Annotated in this window: 18 protein-coding genes; 2 read left to right on the top strand and 16 right to left on the bottom strand. The window is 59.7% G+C overall.

Annotated elements, in window-relative coordinates:
• Window positions 1–48 precede the first annotated feature (48 nt).
• The 6 genes from ACNA1V_RS16240 to ACNA1V_RS16265 form a co-directional block, all read right to left on the bottom strand.
• Complete coding sequence (locus tag ACNA1V_RS16240) at window positions 49–966, bottom strand: glycosyltransferase family 2 protein (RefSeq protein ID WP_415834630.1); 918 nt, start codon at window positions 964–966, stop codon at window positions 49–51.
• A 10-nt stretch (window positions 967–976) separates the two neighbouring features.
• On the bottom strand, window positions 977–1315 hold the full coding sequence (locus ACNA1V_RS16245) for a GtrA family protein (protein ID WP_415834631.1): 339 nt from the start codon (window positions 1313–1315) through the stop codon (window positions 977–979).
• A gap of 342 nt (window positions 1316–1657) precedes the next feature.
• On the bottom strand, window positions 1658–2404 hold the full coding sequence (locus tag ACNA1V_RS16250; protein WP_415834632.1) for an RES family NAD+ phosphorylase: 747 nt from the start codon (window positions 2402–2404) through the stop codon (window positions 1658–1660).
• Window positions 2401–2775, bottom strand: a complete 375-nt coding sequence (locus ACNA1V_RS16255; RefSeq protein WP_415834633.1) for an MbcA/ParS/Xre antitoxin family protein — start codon at window positions 2773–2775, stop codon at window positions 2401–2403. Before ACNA1V_RS16255 ends, ACNA1V_RS16250 begins: the two co-directional genes overlap by 4 nt.
• A 166-nt stretch (window positions 2776–2941) precedes the next feature.
• Complete coding sequence (locus tag ACNA1V_RS16260; RefSeq protein ID WP_415834634.1) at window positions 2942–3463, bottom strand: hypothetical protein; 522 nt, start codon at window positions 3461–3463, stop codon at window positions 2942–2944.
• Window positions 3464–3620: 157 nt separating this feature from the next.
• On the bottom strand, window positions 3621–4985 hold the full coding sequence (locus ACNA1V_RS16265; RefSeq protein WP_415834635.1) for an NAD(P)-binding domain-containing protein: 1365 nt from the start codon (window positions 4983–4985) through the stop codon (window positions 3621–3623).
• 570 nt (window positions 4986–5555) lie between these two features.
• Here ACNA1V_RS16265 and ACNA1V_RS16270 point away from each other — a divergent pair.
• The gene (locus tag ACNA1V_RS16270; RefSeq protein ID WP_415834636.1) at window positions 5556–6983 is read left to right on the top strand and encodes a hypothetical protein; all 1428 of its coding nucleotides are present in this window, start codon (window positions 5556–5558) and stop codon (window positions 6981–6983) included.
• A 27-nt stretch (window positions 6984–7010) separates the two neighbouring features.
• Here ACNA1V_RS16270 and tehB read toward each other — a convergent pair whose 3' ends face one another.
• From tehB to hcaE, 10 genes are all read right to left on the bottom strand, one after another.
• A complete protein-coding gene (gene tehB, locus ACNA1V_RS16275; protein WP_415834637.1) occupies window positions 7011–7889 on the bottom strand; it encodes an SAM-dependent methyltransferase TehB in 879 nt (292 codons plus the stop codon).
• Window positions 7890–8155: 266 nt separating this feature from the next.
• Entirely contained in the window at window positions 8156–9814 is a 1659-nt protein-coding gene (actP, locus tag ACNA1V_RS16280; RefSeq protein WP_415834638.1) for a cation/acetate symporter ActP, read from the bottom strand.
• Complete coding sequence (locus tag ACNA1V_RS16285; protein WP_415834639.1) at window positions 9811–10119, bottom strand: DUF485 domain-containing protein; 309 nt, start codon at window positions 10117–10119, stop codon at window positions 9811–9813. The genes actP and ACNA1V_RS16285 overlap by 4 nt, the downstream gene beginning before the upstream one ends.
• A 58-nt stretch (window positions 10120–10177) precedes the next feature.
• Complete coding sequence (locus ACNA1V_RS16290) at window positions 10178–11044, bottom strand: alpha/beta fold hydrolase (protein WP_415834655.1); 867 nt, start codon at window positions 11042–11044, stop codon at window positions 10178–10180.
• Between the two features lie 128 nt (window positions 11045–11172).
• Window positions 11173–12120: a 3-carboxyethylcatechol 2,3-dioxygenase gene (locus ACNA1V_RS16295; RefSeq protein ID WP_415834640.1), complete on the bottom strand. Its 948-nt coding sequence runs from the start codon at window positions 12118–12120 to the stop codon at window positions 11173–11175.
• Window positions 12121–12475: 355 nt separating this feature from the next.
• Window positions 12476–13705 carry a 3-phenylpropionate/cinnamic acid dioxygenase ferredoxin--NAD(+) reductase subunit gene (gene hcaD / locus ACNA1V_RS16300; RefSeq protein WP_415834641.1) on the bottom strand — a complete coding sequence of 410 codons (1230 nt, stop codon included), beginning with the start codon at window positions 13703–13705 and terminating at the stop codon, window positions 12476–12478.
• A gap of 114 nt (window positions 13706–13819) precedes the next feature.
• Window positions 13820–14635: a 3-phenylpropionate-dihydrodiol/cinnamic acid-dihydrodiol dehydrogenase gene (gene hcaB, locus ACNA1V_RS16305; protein ID WP_415834642.1), complete on the bottom strand. Its 816-nt coding sequence runs from the start codon at window positions 14633–14635 to the stop codon at window positions 13820–13822.
• The gene (hcaC, locus tag ACNA1V_RS16310) at window positions 14632–14952 is read right to left on the bottom strand and encodes a 3-phenylpropionate/cinnamic acid dioxygenase ferredoxin subunit (protein ID WP_415834643.1); all 321 of its coding nucleotides are present in this window, start codon (window positions 14950–14952) and stop codon (window positions 14632–14634) included. The genes hcaB and hcaC overlap by 4 nt, the downstream gene beginning before the upstream one ends.
• A gap of 115 nt (window positions 14953–15067) precedes the next feature.
• Window positions 15068–15616: a 3-phenylpropionate/cinnamic acid dioxygenase subunit beta gene (gene hcaF / locus ACNA1V_RS16315; protein ID WP_415834644.1), complete on the bottom strand. Its 549-nt coding sequence runs from the start codon at window positions 15614–15616 to the stop codon at window positions 15068–15070.
• Window positions 15613–16971: a 3-phenylpropionate/cinnamic acid dioxygenase subunit alpha gene (hcaE, locus tag ACNA1V_RS16320; protein ID WP_415834645.1), complete on the bottom strand. Its 1359-nt coding sequence runs from the start codon at window positions 16969–16971 to the stop codon at window positions 15613–15615. The genes hcaF and hcaE overlap by 4 nt, the downstream gene beginning before the upstream one ends.
• A gap of 134 nt (window positions 16972–17105) precedes the next feature.
• Here hcaE and ACNA1V_RS16325 point away from each other — a divergent pair, with 134 nt between their 5' ends.
• Window positions 17106–18068, top strand: coding sequence for a LysR substrate-binding domain-containing protein (locus ACNA1V_RS16325; protein WP_415834646.1), 963 nt, complete (start codon window positions 17106–17108; stop codon window positions 18066–18068).
• The last annotated feature ends 63 nt before the right edge of the window (window positions 18069–18131 follow it).

Consider the following 18131-nt stretch of genomic DNA (forward strand, 5'->3'; position numbering starts at 1 on the left):
CCCATCCCACCCACACCCTTCCACCCGGAAGACATCCTTCACCTCCCTCTAACGCTTCCCTTTCAGGACATAGCGCGGCCGTCGCTTGACCTCAACGTAGATGCGTCCCACATACTCGCCCAGCAAACCAATACCGATCAGCTGAACGCCCCCAAGAAAAAGAATGGAAACGATCAGAGACGAGTAACCGGGCACCGAATCATCCAGGAACAACTTATTGATGATGCTCCAGCAGCCATAGAGAAATGCGCCACCGGCGACGCATAGGCCCAGATAGGTCCAGAAACGGATGGGCAGCGTAGAAAAGCTCGTCAGACCTTCAAGCCCCAGGTTCCACAATTTCCAGCCATTGAACTTGCTTTGCCCCGCCCTTCTGGGCGCTCGCACATATTCGACGACTTCGACCGTTCCACCTATCCAGGACAAAATACCCTTCATGAACAGATTACGTTCCGGCAAAAGAATGATCTGCTCAACCAAGGCGCGGGACATCAAGCGGAAATCCCCGACATTTTCTTCTATTTTTGGGTGACTGATCTTGTTGTGCAAACGATAGAACCATTCGGCCGTTTTTCGTTTCAAGAAACCATCACTGGATCGGTCCAGGCGCTTGGCCAGCACCATATCGGCACCCGCCTGCCATTTTTCCAATAGCGCGGGCACCACTTCGATCGGATCCTGGAGATCCACATCAATAGGAATCACCGCATCGCCCGTCGCATGCTCCAGACCAGCAAACAAGGCAGCCTCTTTCCCGAAGTTCCGCGTAAAGCTGACCAACGACACCAGTGGATCGCTGATGGCGAGGGCGGACACGATGGATTCGGTTGCGTCATGGCTTCCGTCATTGACGAACACTATCTCCACTTGCCAGCCAGCCAGTGCTTCATTTGTCCTAACCGTTTGATAGAACAGAGGAACGGCATCCTCCTCATTGAACACAGGCACAACCAAAGAGATTTTCATTCGATGAACCCTAGCGAAAGACGACAAAGCGGGAAAACAAGAAACCCAGAACCAGACTGAAGCCCGAAAACAAGGCCAAGACTGCAACAGGTGGCCCCTGCAACACGTCACCGGCATACCCGAACAGATAGCTCATCGCTGCCATGAATCCAACAAACATCACATAACGCCTGCGCGTCGATGCCGCCCTGAACGTAAACCTGGCGTTGATGAAAAAAGAAAAGGTAGCGGCGCAGAGAAACGCCAGGAAGTTAGACCATGCCTGCGGCAAGTCGCCCAGACTGAAAAACAGGAAAAACAGCGCCCAGTGCAGCGCAGTATTGGCCACGCCGACGGCGGCATAACGCAAGAAAACAAGAAACATCGAAGGGCCCATCACTCCGCTGATACCAACACAAACCGTAGCCGCAAGAGCGGAGCATCCCGCCCGCGTCAGCCACACAGTCGCTGGACTATCCCGGCAGCCCCCTTCGATCAGGGAACACCGGCATCAGACATAGCCAATGCCAGACCGGTTGCGACTCCGGTTGCCACACACGACAGCTATCACGAAAGAGAGTGTAAACTTTATTGCAGAATATTTTCTTTGCCTGGCAGCGATCCCAGGCGCCCCCTGTATGTTGATGTACGGCATAGGCCCAGTCATCACATCCGGCCCGGTCGGGTGGTGCAGACCCCTGCCGCGAGCCGTTCAGATCATCCCACCATCTGCCTGGTTCTCCTGCTCGCGCCATTCAAAGCGCCCCATGCCATTTTTCCTTATCATCATGACGCCGCTGCGGGTCGCCTTGCATACCCACTCCTGCTTGGATCGTTCCAGTTTCGCAGGCACCGCATGCACGGCCGAGGGGCTCAGGACAGCGGCCAAGGCGCAGCGCGGCGCACGTACGGATTCGTATTGAATCCAATCCACGGATGCCCGCAGCGCCGCTTCGGCCAAGGCCTGGGTATCGCGGTAGTCCGAAGGATGCTTCCAGAGATGCGACAGCCCCGACCACGGCTCAGCCATTAAATTGATGGCGCGGCCACTCACCGAAGCCTGGAAAAAAGTGTGTTCGGTAATCAGCTCGCCATCAAGGGCCAAACCCGTGCTGTCCAGCAGGAAGCGCAAGCGCCAATAGGCCACCTCCGAGCAGGCGCCATCCAACGTGGCCGCACCGTACCAAAGGCCGCTGCGCTGAGCCGGCCGAAAACGCGACTCATGCTGGGGGAAATAGCGAAATGGGCTGAGCAGCAAATAATGCTGCCTGTTCGCCTCGCCTTGCGCGGGCGGCTTGCTTCCTTCCAGCAGCGCTTCCAGCAACGCCTGCTCATCCAGCGAGTCCACCAGCTTCATCGACGCAGCAATGTACTGGGTTTCCACGCCGCGCCAGGCATTTTCCATTACCCGCGCACTGCTATGCAAAGTCAGCCAATCCAGCTCCCAACCCTGGCTCATGTCGCTGCCCGCATGCCATCCAGATACGCCAGCGTCCTGACCAGGCCATCGACCTTGCGCACCAGCTGAACCGGGGCCCCCTGCAAAGCCTCATTATGGCTTTCCATCCAGAGCTTGCGCTTGCGGGCATCTCCGCCTACCAGTGGGTCTAGCGAGCGGAATACGCGTATCAACATCAAGGCCAGCTCCCCCTCTTTCGTTTCAGGGTTGATGGTTCTCCCCTGTGCCTTGAGCCTGGAAACCGTCGGTTCGCTGACCCCGATGATCAGGGCCAGCTCCGAATGGTTCAGTCCCAACTGTTCGGCAGCACGCAAGGTAGCTTTGGTCAGTACGACCGCTGCATCTGGCAAGACTCGGGGGGTTGCAGGCATGATCATCTCCTGAGGCCGTTCACTGAATGATTGGATCATATCAAAACCACGGATCCTATCAATCACTTGAAAAAAATTAGGCCATTAATTCCATGTGAAATTAATGGCCCATGATCAATATCGGTGCTGTTCGTAGCTGGGGCAGCACACGCCGGAGGTCATGGCATCAGGCCTTGACTTCCCGCCGCCAGACACCGTATGCAATGGAAGACGCAGCCAAGGCACCCACGGCACCACACATCAAGGCACGCCATCCTTCCTGGAGATCGACATACAAGCCGGTCAGTTTGAAGAAAATGAAAGCCAGCACCCCGCCCAGCACGACCGAACCGGCAATTGCCAGCCAGCCTCGCAAACGCTTGCGCAAGGCACCCATGACACCACCACAAATCAGTGCCGGCACCCCACCCGCAACATAGGCAAAGAAAAACAGCACGATCAGCATGTCGGCAGCTGGCCGGGAGTTAGGCATATCCCGTTCCAGCCACGATGCCACCAACAGGAACGCCGCCATCCCTACGGGCGGACCGACGATACCGAACAGCAGGGCAAGCGGCACGACACCCGGCTTGCGCTCGGTATTCTGACGGTGATCGAGAAAGCGTCGCCACAGTATCTCGCCAAGCACAATCGGCACCACCAGCATGGCAGCCAAACCCAATAACCAGGACCCAATTCCAGACAGCATTATTGCGCTCCCCCCGCGTTCCGGCGCCGATGTCTGCGGCCCGCCAGAAAAGTGAAAATGACAAGCATTCATATTGAAACATATAAAAATTGCCGCCCCTCATGACACCTACAAGGGACGGCAATAAATTTATGTCACGATTAGATGCAATTTTAATCTATATTTGTGCGTTTTCTTCCGTTTCGCTAGAAAGAAAACGCTCCATGCTGTCATCGAGCTCCTCCATCCAGGGTGTGTGGTGAGCGGGCGCCTTCGTGCCTGTCACAACCGACGTATAGCTGCGGTCACGGTAAGTCAGGATATTTTCCTGCTTGTCCCGCAGCCAACGCTTGAGCAGCACGGCCACCTGCTCCGCCTCGAAGCCCGGATAATCCGTAGGGTCCATCAGATCCCGGATATAGGCAGTCTGGAAATCCACCGCATCGAAGCTATCCTTCACCTTGGCTTCCTGCGCTTGCCACCTTTTGCTGTCGGCCAGCATGCCCGTCTTGACCGGCAACGCAATGCGTCCCAGCATGACATCCCGCGCAAACCAGGCCTGGGCATCGAACATATTGAAAGTGTAGTACTGATCCTGCATGCCCAGATAGAACAATTGCGGCTGCTCGATCCACACCACACCTTTGTACAGGCCTGCCGGATACAGGCAATTATGCGTGGACAGACGCAGGTTGTCGGCCAGGAAAGGAAACTTGTGCTGATACCCCGTGCATAAGATCACTGCATCAAAGCGCCGGGAAGAACCGTCAGCAAAATAGGCCATTTCGCCATCGAATCGCAGCAGCACCGGCACTTCGCTGATGCCTTCCGGCCACCCGAAGCCATGGGGACGACTGCGATAGCTGATAGTGACGGAGGCGGCACCATGCTTGTGGCACTGCACGCCTATGTCCTCCGCCGAGTAACTGCCGCCGACCAGCAGCAGATCCTTGCCGATGAACTGATCGGCTCCGCGAAAATCATGGGCGTGCATCACGGTACCGGGAAATTGCTCCAAGCCTTCGAAATGCGGAACATTGGGTGTCGAAAAGTGCCCGCAGGCGACGACCAGATAGTCGAACTCCGACGTATAGGTTTCCTGTTTCTCCAGGTTCTCTACCGTCACCCGGAAGATTTTTTGCTGCTCGTCAAACTCCACCCAGCGCGCCACCGTCCGGAAGCGTATGTACTGGCGCAAGTTGTTGCGACGCATGCGGCCCTGGATGTAGTCAAACAGAACCTCGCGCGGCGGATACGAGGGAATCGGACGGCCGAAATGCTCGTCAAAGGAATAATCGGCAAACTCCAGGGCTTCTTTCGGCCCGTTGGACCACAGGTAGCGATACATGCTGCCATGTACCGGCTCCCCGTACTCGTCGAGTCCTGTCCTCCAGGTGTAATTCCACAAGCCGCCCCAGTTGTCCTGCTTTTCGAAACACACAAGTTCGATAGGCTCGGACACCTGTTCAAAGGCAGACTCGAAAGCGCGTAACTGTGCCAGCCCGCTGGGCCCGGCACCAATAATGCCAATGCGCATCGTCATGGATTGCTCCTCTTTTCTCATGTCGTTGATGGACAGACAAATGCGCGGCCAAGGGCCAAGACCAACGTGATATCGCATCAGGGCCTGAACATTTGTCCGGATAATCACCCCGATTGGGCGCGGCGCGAGGCCGGCTCAACCTGGTTCCGCCCGAAGTGGACGGAAGGTTTGCGCTGCCGCCTTTCAGCAGCGCAAACCCGGCATGCAGAGCCCGCCCAGATCACGGACGGAACTCCGAAAGACGCAAGCTGCAGCACACGGCATTTGTGTGCCACAACCGGAAGAATGGCCAGAGGCCAGACGCTTTTATTGAAACACAAAAATACAGATGGCTCAAATTGATCAAAAATCAATGCCAATAGCCAGGGGATGAAAGAAATTCACACCCTCTTCCACAGCATGAAATTTCCACTAAATCGTTAGCATAGGAAACCCTTTGCTGCTTTACCCCGCATTGCGCGGTATAACCTCCCGCAAGCCAGCCCTCCCGGCCTGCAGGCGGCGCCTGCCACCATGTTGTCGGGCAGCGGCTGACCCTTATTGAGTTTGCATTGAAAAGGTTTGGACCCTATGAATCTCTCTACCCCGCTTGCCGCTGTTGCCGGCGCAGTCGTGGCAGGTGCCGCTGTCTATTTCACCGTCAGCCATGCGCCCGATGCCGCGGCCCCGCAAACCACGCCGCTGGTTGCCGGACAGAATGCCAATGGCGAGCTGACCAGCACCAGCCTGCTGAACTACAACAGCGGTGTGCGCAGCACGCTGTTCACGCTGAGTGCGGATAAGGGAAAGATCGTCAAGCTGACTACCACGGGCGCCCTGCGCTCGCAGATCAGTGTCTATCAGAATGGCCAGTTGATTACGCGCAGCCAGGATGACTGCAACAGTTGCGGGCGACGTAACGCGAACGAAACGTCGTTGACCTTCAAGGCCACGGATGGCGGCGAATACCTGATCGCGGTAAGCGGTACGGATCCCCGTTCCTACGGCCCCTTCCGCCTCTCGGCCGACACTCAGGATGCCTATTCCGGCGCACCCCTGACCGGCAACCAACGCATCTCGGACTGGGGCACGGGCCCGTCCCAGGACTACAGCCTGCAAATCGACACGGATGGCCTGTATCGCATCGACATGATCGCTACCCAAAGCGAACTGGATCCCTACCTGACCTTGCTGGATAGCAATGGCATGGAGCTGGCCAGCGATGATGATGGTGGCAATGACCTGAATGCACGCATTCAGATCCCCCTGGCTGCAGGCAACTACACGCTGCGCGCGGAGTCCGCCATGGGCAACAGCGCCTTCCAGGGCAGCTTCGATCTGGAAATCAAGCAATTGAGCCGCCTGGACGACAATCGCCTGCCCGACGGCACGCCGCTGACGCTCAATGGCAAGCCGGCCAGCGGCCTGTACACCGGCGAGCTACTGCAATATCCCCTCAAGCTTGAAGCGCCAGCACTCGTCACCCTGGAACTGAACACCCAAAGCTTTGACGGCAGCCTGAACCTGACCGGCCCCAACATCATGCTGTCCAACAGCGACTCGGGCCGCAAGCGTATCCGCACCATCCTGCCGGCCGGCGACTACACCGTCGGCGTGGATGGCGGCAGCCAGAGCGGATTGTTTGTTCTCGACAGCCGCAGCCAATCGGTTCCCGCCAATGCCGGCGGCGGCACGCTGACTGTCGGTGAACCTCGCCCAGCCGTCCTGCTCGGCGGGCTGGACTATGACACCTATCACTTCACCATCAACCGTGCCGGAACCTATGTGATCGACATGAAGTCGCCCACGCTGGATACCTATCTCTGGCTCTACCAGGACGGTATTCTGATCACCGAGGATGACGACAGCGGCGGCAATCTGGATGCCCAGATCACCGTCTCGCTTGAACCCGGCACCTACCAGGTTCAAGCCGGCCAATTCGGCAGCACGGCGCGTGACAGCCGCTACACCATTTCCGTGCGCCCGTCGCAGGCCGGCGCCCGCGCCTCGGGCATCTAAGCCGCTGCGCTGGCCTGCCGTTCCCCGCTAGCCCTGGGGACGGCGCGCCAGCAAGGTAGCAAAGCGCAATCGAATGCGGTTGCCCTGTTCATCCTTGCGATGCAGGGTTCCCATCTCTTCGTTGTACTTCAGAATGTCCCAGCCGGCATACTGGCCGCTCAGTTCGCCAGGCCGGAAGGTAAACGGAAAGGGGACGGGACATGGGCAATCCGGCGTATCCATCGCCGCCACGATCAGATTGAGCCCTCCCGGCGCCGTAGCCTGCTGCATCCGCGCGACCAGGGGCATCACTGCCGAGGCCGGCAGAAACATCAGCACCACGGTGGAAAGAATAAAATCGTAGGGACCGCCCAGCGTCAGATCCGGCGCTCCCAGATCGACCTGTTGCGAGACAACATTAGGCCAGGACTCCTGCTCTGCAATATGACGCAACTGACCGAGGCTGGCGCCATCCTTGTCCCAGGCGTTCACGTTGTGTCCCTGCATGCCCAGATACAAGGCATTACGTCCCTTGCCGCATCCTAGATCCAGCACCCGGCATGCGCGCTGCGGCAAATAGGGTTCGGCCTCCAGCACTTCGGAATGCGTCCGCGTCAGCGCATGCTTCTTGGATAGATAATCCGCCGGTTCGCACAGGAACGCCAACTGGCACTGCATATCCGCGCTGCATCCGGCAATTCTGTGCCACTGCTGCGGCTGGATCAGCGGCGGTTGGCATTCGGGCGAGCACTGCACCGTTTCCTGCACATTGCCGTCTTGATCAGTCAAGGCGAAATCCAGCGTTCCTTGCAGGATCGTCAGTTGTGCCCAGGTTCCCGCCTTGGTGTTATGCGTGCTCTGAAAGGCTGCAGGCAAAGTCCGTGCATCCCAGACCGGCAAAGTTTTGTAGCGGCGCAACGTATCCATGATCTCCCCTGTCCCTTCATACCCGCAGCTATGGCGCACCAGCGCCTCGTCTGCCTCCAGACAGCATTATGGCTTGCGGACGGCCGGATTGCCCAGACAGGCCCTGCCCGCCACCGTGCCATCACTGCCTGCTAACCGCTGCCCCAGGCTCCGTCCAGCCTCCACAGATACGACGAAAAAACGCCATGCACAAAGGCATGGCGTTCTGGCTCATCGCACCGGCGCCTGGCCTCAGGGCCGGCGGTCAGCCCAGGCAACAAGCCTCATCAATGCTGCGCTGCCGCGTTGATTCCCAGGCCGGTTTGCGCCTGAATGAACTGGCGGTCGAAACCCGCTCGTTCATTGGCAATGCTGGCACTGCGATCCAGTTTGGACACCACGTAGCACACCAGGAACGCCAGCGGCATGGAAAAGAGCGCCGGATGCTCGTACGGGAAAACGGCTTCAGGGAAGCCCAGCACGCTCTTCCACACAGCAGGCGACAACACCACCAGCATCACCGCCACCACCAGCCCGGTCAAGCCGCCCCAAAGCGCACCACGCGTCGTCAGCCCCTTCCAGCTCATCGCCAGGATGAGCACCGGGAAGTTGGAAGAAGCGGCGACCCCGAAAGCCAAAGCCGTCATAAAGGCCACATTGATGTTCTCGAACACCAGGCCAAGCACGATGGCCGCCAAACCGATGCACAGCGTGGCAATCTTCGAAACTTTGATTTCACGCTGTTCATTGGCCTTGCCTCGGTGCAAAACCATGGCATACAGATCATGCGAAATCGCCGATGCCCCCGCCAGCGCCAGGCCCGAAACCACAGCAAGAATAGTGGCAAACGCCACGGCAGACATGAAGCCCAGCAACAGGTTGCCCCCGACGGCATGAGCCAGGTGCATGATGACCATATTGCTGCCGCCCAGCAAGGCGCCGCCCGTATTGCCATCCACGAAGTAGCTCGGATTGCTGCCGACGATCACGATTGCCGCCAGCCCCATGACCACAACGATCAGGAAGAAATAGCCGACGAAACCGGTGGCATAGAACACCGAGCGTCTTGCTTCCTTGGCATTGGTCACGGTAAAGAAACGCATCAGAATGTGCGGCAGGCCGGCAATGCCGAACATCATGCCCAGAGACAGGGAGATGGTGGAGATCGGGTCAGACAGCATGCGTCCGGGCTCCAGGATGGCGATGCCCTGCTTGCTGGTTGCCACCACATCCTGCAGCATCTGCCCCAGGCTGAAGTCGAAATGGCTCATGGTCAACAGCAGCATGACCGTACCGCCAGCCAGCAGCAACGTTGCCTTGATGATTTGCACCCAGCTCGTTGCGATCATTCCGCCAAACATGACATAGACCACCATCAGCGCGCCAACGATGAAAACTGCGTACTTGTAGTCCAGCCCGAACAGCAGTTGAATCAGCTGCCCTGCCCCCACGACCTGCACAATCATGTAGAACAGCACGACCGTCAGCGAACCCAGTGCCGTCAGAATGCGCATGCGGGTCTCATCCAGGCGATAGGAAATGATATCCGCGACCGTAAAGCGCCCCAGGTTGCGCAGGCGCTCTGCCAGCAGGAACAGCACAATAGGCCAACCGATGAAAAAGCCGACCGCAAACGGGAGCGCATCGTAGCCACGAAAATAGGCGATGCTGGAAATCCCCAGCAGGGTGGCGGCAGACATATAGTCACCCGCAATCGCCAGGCCGTTCTGGAAGCCTGACAAACCGCCGCCTGCCGTGTAGAAATCCGATGCACTGCTGGTACGACGCGCCGCCCACCAGGTGATCAGCAAGGTAATGCCCACGAACGCCAGGAAAATGGCGATGGCCGACGCATTGGGCCCCGAACCGCCGGGCGCCGCCATCGCGCTGGATGGCAGAAGAATGGCCGGCATGCCGGCACGAAACATCAATTGAGCGGGTTTCATTGGACGGACTCCTGCAGGATTTCCTGGCTCAAGCGGTCAAAACGGGTATTGGCGAACCACGCATACACGCCGGTTGCCAGCCAGGCCATGACAATGATCCCGGCGCCCAGCAAGCCGCCCACGCTCAGCAGCGTCCCCTCGTGCAAAGGCACGGCCAGCCATTGCGGCCGCAGAATGCCGGCCATCAGGTAGCAGAAAAAACTGCCCAGGACCAGCAAGGTCAGCGACCAGGCCAGGCGCTGACGGCTACGTACCAGTTGCCCGAGCTTGGGGTTGCGGTAAATCCGCAATTGTTGTTGATTCAAGGTTGTCTCCTTCCCGCTTCAGCGGGTTGTTATGGAAATGGCACTGCGGGAAAACAGGTCAGTCACGCAGGAAATCCAGCACCAGACGGTTGAAGCGTTCGGCATGCTCCCACTGCGCCCAATGGCCGCACTGGTTGAAAATATGCAGTTCCGATTGCGCAATCCCGGCGACCAGGCGCAAGCCGGTATCCAGCGGTACAAAGCGGTCGTTACGCCCCCAAACGATCAAGGTACGCGACCGTATTTCCCCCAGTCGCGCGCCAAAATCCGGAAACTGACGCGGGTTGGCATCCAGGCTGGCAACGAAATTCTCCAGGTGGTCACGCCGCCGCAACATGTTGTCGAGCCGCTGCTGGAACAGCGCTTCCGTCAGATCGCTGGGGTCGAACACAAAGACCGCCATCATCTTCTTGAGGTTTTCCAGCGTCGGTTCGCGGTACAGGCCCTGCAACAGCTTGATGCCTTCAGCGGGCATGGGAACGAAAGAACTGATGCCTCCGGTACCGCCCCCCATCAGCACCAGCTTGCCGACGCGTTGCGGGTTTTGCAGCGTCAGCGCCACCGCGCTATGCCCCCCCATGGAGTTGCCCAGGATATGCACCTGCTCCAGCCCCAGGGACTCCAGCAAGCGATCCAGCACCCTGGCATTCAGGTCGGAACGCGAGCCCGTACAGACGATGGAGTCACTTTTCCCCCAGCCCGGACAGTCCATCAGAATGACGCGATAGCCGGCTGCCACCAGCGGGTCGATATTCCGGCTGAAATTGGCCCAGCCCGTCGCTCCCGGCCCCGAACCATGCAGCATCACCACGGTCTGGGCGCCCTGGCCTATGTCGTTGTAGTGAATCTGCAAAGCGTGGCCTTCGTCCTGGATGCGGGCAAAGCGGCTGCTGGATGCTTCGGTATAGGTTGTTGCGCAAGCCATCATGTTCAGTACTCCTTTTCCTGTGAAGAATGTCGGCGGCATGCCGAGGGTTGCTCGCACGGGGCGTCCTGCCCAGGCGCGTCCCGGCGCGACCAAAGAAAGCGGATGGAAAGTTCGATGCCTGGCCGTCAAGCCGCCAGGGATTGCGCGCCCATGGCACCGAATCCGGCAATCCACTCGGGAATCGGCCGGTAGTACGAATCCAGAACCTCGTAGTCGCCATAGGCCGAGAGGGCAGCAAAGGCCGCCACCCAGGTTTTCACCTCATGGGTAGATTTCCCTGCAATACGCGACACATCCGCATTGCTGAGCCCATCCAGTTCCGCAATCCGGCCCTGGGCCAGCGTTTCCATGAAGCGCTGATCCCAGGCGGGGTTCAACGGATGCAGGCTGTTCTGGTCTTCCACAAACTGCAGCGCCGCATTGATAACGCGCTGCTGACGCGCCTGCCGTTCTTCAGGGGGCAGATGGCGGCCACTACCAAGCAAGCGATCCCGGATATGGGCATCTGCCGTTGCCAGCTCCGGCACAGGGGGCTGGTGCGACAAGCCGCCGGATCCAATGAACAGCACCCGCTTGCCTGTCTGGCGGGCAAACCGTCCGATAGCCAGCCCCAGCGCCCGCGACCGGGCAAAAGTGGGCAATGGCGCAGCAACCGCATTGATAAAGACCGGAATCACCGGATGCGTATCAATGCCGCCCAGCAGATAATCCAGCGGTTGCGAAAAGCCATGATCTACCTGCATGGAATAAGACATGGCCACATCCACGCCATCTTCCAGCACCGCCTGGGCGCAATCCCGCGCCAGGGCCTGAGGTACATCAAACGGCCCGGCCGGCGTCCCAAAATCGCCGATGGCATGGGCCTGCATGCCTATACAGAAGGGCGGCATGGCGTCATAGAAAAAGCCATTGAAGTGATCCGGCGAAAACAGCACGACCAGCTCCGGATCAAAGGCGGCGATACTCGCGCGCGCACTGGCAATCGCGCCATTGACCTCGTCCAGCACATGGGGCACCGGATCCACATGGCCAACCAACGGCGTATGCGACAGACATTGCAATCTTGCTTGCATAATAGGAATGTCTCCCCGAGAAGGGTTTATCGTTATAAAAATCCAGAAAATCGGGCCATCGCCTGCAGCGCTCCTACCCGCCAGGCGCTGCCCTTTGCTCTGTGCCTGCGAATTTCTGCCTGCTGCTTTCGCCGCGCCTTTCCCCTGATCCGACAGGCACCCAGGTGGCGCCAGCGGCATCGTCCCAGCGAACCCACGCCCCAGGCATCTCACGACAGCCAGAGCCGGGTTCGTCAGACACGGCATGCATCCGCCCGCACCGCCTATTTGCAGGGCGTGCGTCGTCACTTGCCGGTATCCGGACAACAGAAGAAAGCAGTCGTTTCCTGGCAGCAGCCAGGCACCGCAGGCCGGGCTAGGCCGGCAAGGCGCGGCTCAGATTGCGCAGGCTCTGCTGGGTATCCGCCAGCACAGCCGGCTCGATGCAGGCCCGCCGGGCAATCAGCTCTTTGGCACTGCGCATGTCTCGGCCCTGGTTCACGGTAATGGCCGCCACCAGTTCATCCCCGGAAAGCCCCAGCAACATGCACGGACCAGCCCCCAGCGCACCGCGGACAATCCAGCGGGCCGCTCCCATATCGCCCGCCAGCTGAATATTCAGGCCGCACTGATCCGTCCAGTACCACGGCACGATATCCTGCGGCGGCAGTGCCAGCCCCAGCATGTCACGCGCCGCGAGCTCCGCCTGCCAGTTGGCGTTTTCCCAGGTTTCACGGCGCACCGGCGGCAAGCCCGCCGCCGTCTGGCGGGCAGCCACATCGCCCACGGCATACACATCCGGGTCGGACGTCCGGCACTGGCGATCCGTCAGGATGCCGTTATCGACCGCCAGCCCGGCTGCTTGCGCCAATTCGACATTGGGCTCGACGCCTATGCCGTAAACCACCGTCTGCCCCGTCAGACAGCTGCCATCGGAAAGCGTCAAGGCCAGGCCCTCTGCGGTACGTGCCGCGGCCACCACGCTGCAACGCAGATGCAGCTCCACTCCGCGTTCCCGATGCACCGCACACAGGAATTCGGCCAGCAACCTGGGAGTCGCACGCATCATCGGCAATTCCGCGGGTTCAACCACGGCCACCTGAACGCCCAGATCCACTGCCGTCGAAGCCAGCTCCAGGCCGATGACCCCGGCGCCCACCAGTATCAACCGGTGGCCGGCCTGCAGCGCAGGCTGCAGGGCAGCGGCATCTTCCAGCGTGCGCAAGGTATAGACACCCTCGCCCAAGGCATCCAGCATGGGCAGGCGCCGTGCCCGCGCGCCCGTTGCAAGCACCAATTTGTCGTAATCCAGCGATTCACCATCGGCCAGCGTTACCGTGCGAGCCTGAGTATCCAGCCCGACCGCCGCCACGCCCAGGCGCAGTTGGATATCGTGCTGGCGATAGAAGTCATCAGGATGAATGGCGCAACGCGTCTGCGCCGGCTGCAGCAGCATGTCCTTGGAAAGCGGCGGCCGTTCATACGGCGCATGTGTTTCGTCACCGAGCAGTGTCACGCGGCCGGTAAACCCTAGCTGCCGCAATTGTGCCGCCGTCATGGCGCCCGCCTGCCCAGCTCCAATGATGATGATGCCTTTATCACTCATGACTTCTGTCTCCTATCCCTGATTTTTCTTTTGTTTGATCCGGCCCCTGGGGGCATCGGCGACTGCCATGCTGGTCTCGCGCAAACCGCAGGTCACGTGACCAGGCTGCTCATGCTATAGATCCAGCCCACCAGCCACGTGCCGGATGCCGCGTATGCCGAGGCCGGCATCCGCCTGTATCATCACGCCGCTCAGAACCCGGTTATTGGCCCGCGAGGCCAGCAAGACATAGGGGCCGGTGAAATCCTCGGCCTGCGGGAAAAACTGCAAGGGCAGAATGCTGGCGATAGCTTCCGGTGTACGCGAATCCATGATGCGTTGATGCTGCTGGCCCAAGGCTGCCGGCCCCCGCAGATCGCTGGCCATCCCGCATGGCCCGACCCCATTGACCCGAATCCGGGGCGCCAGCTCAAAGGCCAGCTGGCGAATCAGGCCGACCGCCGCATGCTTGCTGGCGGTATAGAGCGGCCCGCCCCCTTCCGGGTAAAACGCTGAATTGGACAAGGTGAAAATCATGCTGCCGCCGGAAGCCAACAAAGCCGGCGCTGCCGCCTTGGCCCCAAGCATGTAGCCCTTCAGATTGACCGCGAACAGCTCATCGAAGCCTTGCTCCAACTGTGCGCCCGTCATGGCCATCAATCCCAGGCCATGATCCCAGACCGCGGCATTCCCCACGAAACAATCGAGCCGGCCCCAATGCGCCACGGCTGCATCGACTGCCCGCTGGTTGTCCGCGCTGCAACAGACATTGCCCTGAACCACCAGCACCGACGAACCGAAATCCGCCTGCAATGCCGCCACTTTTTCTGCATTCAGCTCCAGTACCGTCACCCGCGCGCCCTCATCCAGAAAACGCCGCACCAAGGCCAGGCCCAGCCCGGAGCCCCCACCCGTCACCAGAATGGATTCATTGTCCAGCCAGCCCATCATGCCGTCTCCGGAATTTCCACGTAAATCGTGCCTGCTTCCACGATCACGGGATAAGTGTTCAAAGGCTCAGTCGCCGGCTGGCAAAGGGCCGCGCCGGTCTTCAGGCAAAAACGCGCGGCATGCAAGGGGCACTCCACGGTTCCATCATCTTCGATATAGCCCTCCGACATGGAGGCATTGCCATGGCTGCAGCGGTCCGTCACCGCGTACAGTTCACCGGCAGAGCGGATCACGGCAATATGGCTGACAGGCGAATCTATCTTGACCGCCTCGCCATCCGGCAAGTCGTCGTCAGGACAAACGGCAATACGTGGCATGGATGAATCTCGTCATGAAAAATAGGGGAGCCGGGCAAACCTGGGCGCCCGGCCGAGATGCTCAAGCCAGGCCTGCCCCACAGGGCCGTGGCCTCCCGTGCAAACAACAGGCCGTTCAGAACAGAACGCTGAGGTTATGGGATGTCATCACCACCTGATCCAGCGTGATATGACGACGGCACAGCAGCCAGCCCGCAGCGTTATCGGCGCGGCGCAGCCGGTCCTGGCGCATGCCCGCATAGAACACTTCATCCCGTTCCTTCTGCGCGCGGTAAAGGATGAAATTCTGCCGTACGTCATACTCCCCCGGCTGCGCCGATTCGCGGACCCGCAGATTGGTAATCAGGTGGCGCGTGCGCGACGGCGGCTCTTCCGCCCAGGCCATACCGGTTTCCAGTCGGGCAATGCGGCGCTCCAGCTGGAACTTGGTGTCGTTGAACACCCAGGTTGTCGGCGGCTGAATGCTGCGGCGGCGGTCACGCGTCTGGGCATTGACCGTCGTGCGCATGGTGTACTCGATGTCCTCGGCCAGCAGATCCAGCCAATCCCGAAACTCCCAGTCATCCAGCAATTCCGCTTCCAGGTACAGGAATTGCCCGATTTCATGATGCAATTCCAGCGAGCCTGCTTTGCCCTGTTCGATGCTTTCCACGACGGCGCTCATTTCACCAGCTCCTCAGTGTATTGACGGGTGCGTTCCTGGACTTCGTCCCAGGTTTCCGACAACAACAGATCAGCCCAGCGGCGGTACATCCCGCGTGCTGCCGTTTCCGAGAAAATGTAGTTCGTCACACCGGGAATACCGTCTTCGCGCAAGCGCTCGCGCCCCAGGCCCATCTCCATGCACAGCTTGCTATTGCGGGCACGCTTGCCACGCAAGACCTTCTGCACCTCCACCCAGTTTTCGGAGTCATCCTGCTCCAGAAAACCTGCCGGGCCGAAGGCACGGGTCGCACTGCGCTCGAATGCCGCCTTCACATCATCAGGCGCCGCCTTGTCGGCAATACAGAATGCCCAGACTTCCACCTGATTCGGGCCGCGCGGATGCCATACCCGCAAGGTCGCCGTTCCATTGAGCCAGGACAGCGTCGGGAACATATTGTTATGACCAGCCAGCCGCAGGGCACGGACTTCTCCCAGGCGCTCCAGCGCTTCCGGATAGGTATCGCGGAAATACTGCGAGACTTCGCCATCGACCCAGACGTTCGCGTCCGGCTTTTCCGTGAAGAAAAAGCCGCAGCCATGCCCATCCTGGCCGAACTGCACGGCATCCTTGGCCGTCTCCCAGACTGGACGCGCGGTCTGGCCGGCGCCCAGCGCCTTGTCCGCATCCGCCTTGGCACCCAGCACCTGAACGGCCGAGGCATGGCTGAAAAGCGCATGATACTGGTCACTGGCGAACTGCTCGGCCGGGAACTTCCAGTTGCAGTCGATCACCCATTTGTGCGGGCCGCCGATGATTTCCGTCCCGCCTTCGCGGCGATCCAGCACCCCATCCAAATACCAGGCGATATCGCCCATGTACTCCCGCAAGCCCGGCGCACTGGCATCCCAGTTGCCAAAAATCAGACCCTTGTAGATTTCAATCCGGGTCACTTCCTGCAAGCCCCATTTTTCCTTGCACAGGCCCTGCGGATAGGCGCGCGGCTCAAGCGGCACTTCCACCAATGCGCCATCCACGCCATAGGACCAGCCATGATACGGACAGGTAAATGCACGTGTATTGCCGGAATCCGCGAAACTGACGCGCATGGAACGATGGCGGCACTGGTTCAGAAAGGCCTTGATCGACCCGTCTTTCTGGCGCACCACCACAATAGGGTCTTCCCCCATATAGGTATTGAAGAAGTCACCGGCCTTGGGAATCTGGCTTTCGTGCGCCAGGAACAGCCAGCAGCGCCCGAAAACCCTTTCCAGTTCCAGTTCATAGATATCGGGATCAGTATAGATGGACGGGGTGACGCGGCCGTTCTGCGCATCCACCAAGGCCTCTATGTCCCGCAGCGTGCTAATGGACATGCTGTGTCTCCTTATTCTGCATGGTTCCCAGTGCCGATCTGTGCAGCACTTGAGGGCGAATTGTCAGCAATGCCGCCAGCTCTGTAAAATAGTTGTTTCATCTCTATTTAGACGTACAACCTATTAATACAGCCATGGAACTAAGACATCTAAGATATTTCATAGCCGTGGCTGAGGAACTGAGCTTTACTCGCGCCGCACAACGGCTGCATACGTCTCAGCCTTCGCTGAGCCAGCAGATCATTCACCTTGAAGAAGAAATCGGCTTTCCTCTGCTGGAACGCACCAAGCGGCGGGTTGAACTCACTGAAGTCGGCAAGGTTTTTCTCACCGAAGCCAGGCAAGCACTGATGCAGGTCGATAATGCCGTCACGCGGGCGCGGCGCGCCGGCAGGCAGACGGAACACACCCTGAAGATCTGTTTTGTGCCTTCAGCGGAAATCCGTATCTTTCCGTCCATCCTGCCCGAACTGCGCATGCACTATCCGACACTGAATATCAGCCTGCACAGCCTGATCAACGACGAGCAGGAGCCTGCGCTGCTGCGCGGCGACATTGATGTCGCGTTCCTGCGCCCGCCCCTGAAATCCGCGGAGCTGGTCACTCACCTGGTCTATACCGAACCCCTGCAGGTGTTCCTGCCTGCCAGCCATCCGCTGTCGGCCATGCGCCGCATCACGCCGCAGATGCTCGACGGCGAACCGCGCATTGCGTCTGACCCGGCCTTTACCAGGCCCTTGTTCGACCTGGTGGAAACCTTCCTGGAACGCCATGGCGTCCGCAGCCCCATCGTGCAACAGGCCTCGAATATCCTGCTGAACGTCAATCTGGTGGGCGCCGGCATCGGCTATGCCCTGCTGCCCGCCTATGCCGCCACGATGGCAGGACATTCGGTCTGCGTCCGCCAGTTTGAATGCCAGGCGCCGGAAATCGACCTGATCATGGCCTACCGTGCCAACAACCCGTCGCCGCTCCTGCCAACGCTACGCCAGCTGGTCTGCCCGGACAATGGCAATGATCGCTTTCACATCCCCCCGCAAGGCAGCGCCGGCACCACCGACCGCGCCGCCTTGCCGCGTGGCCCCCGGCCTGTCTGAAACTGAAACATCCCTATCGCACAGACCGGCTAGAATCGCGCCAGACTGCCTCCCCGCCGGCCC

It is taken from the genome of Kerstersia similis (genome assembly GCF_965139615.1).
GTDB lineage: Bacteria > Pseudomonadota > Gammaproteobacteria > Burkholderiales > Burkholderiaceae_B > Kerstersia > Kerstersia similis.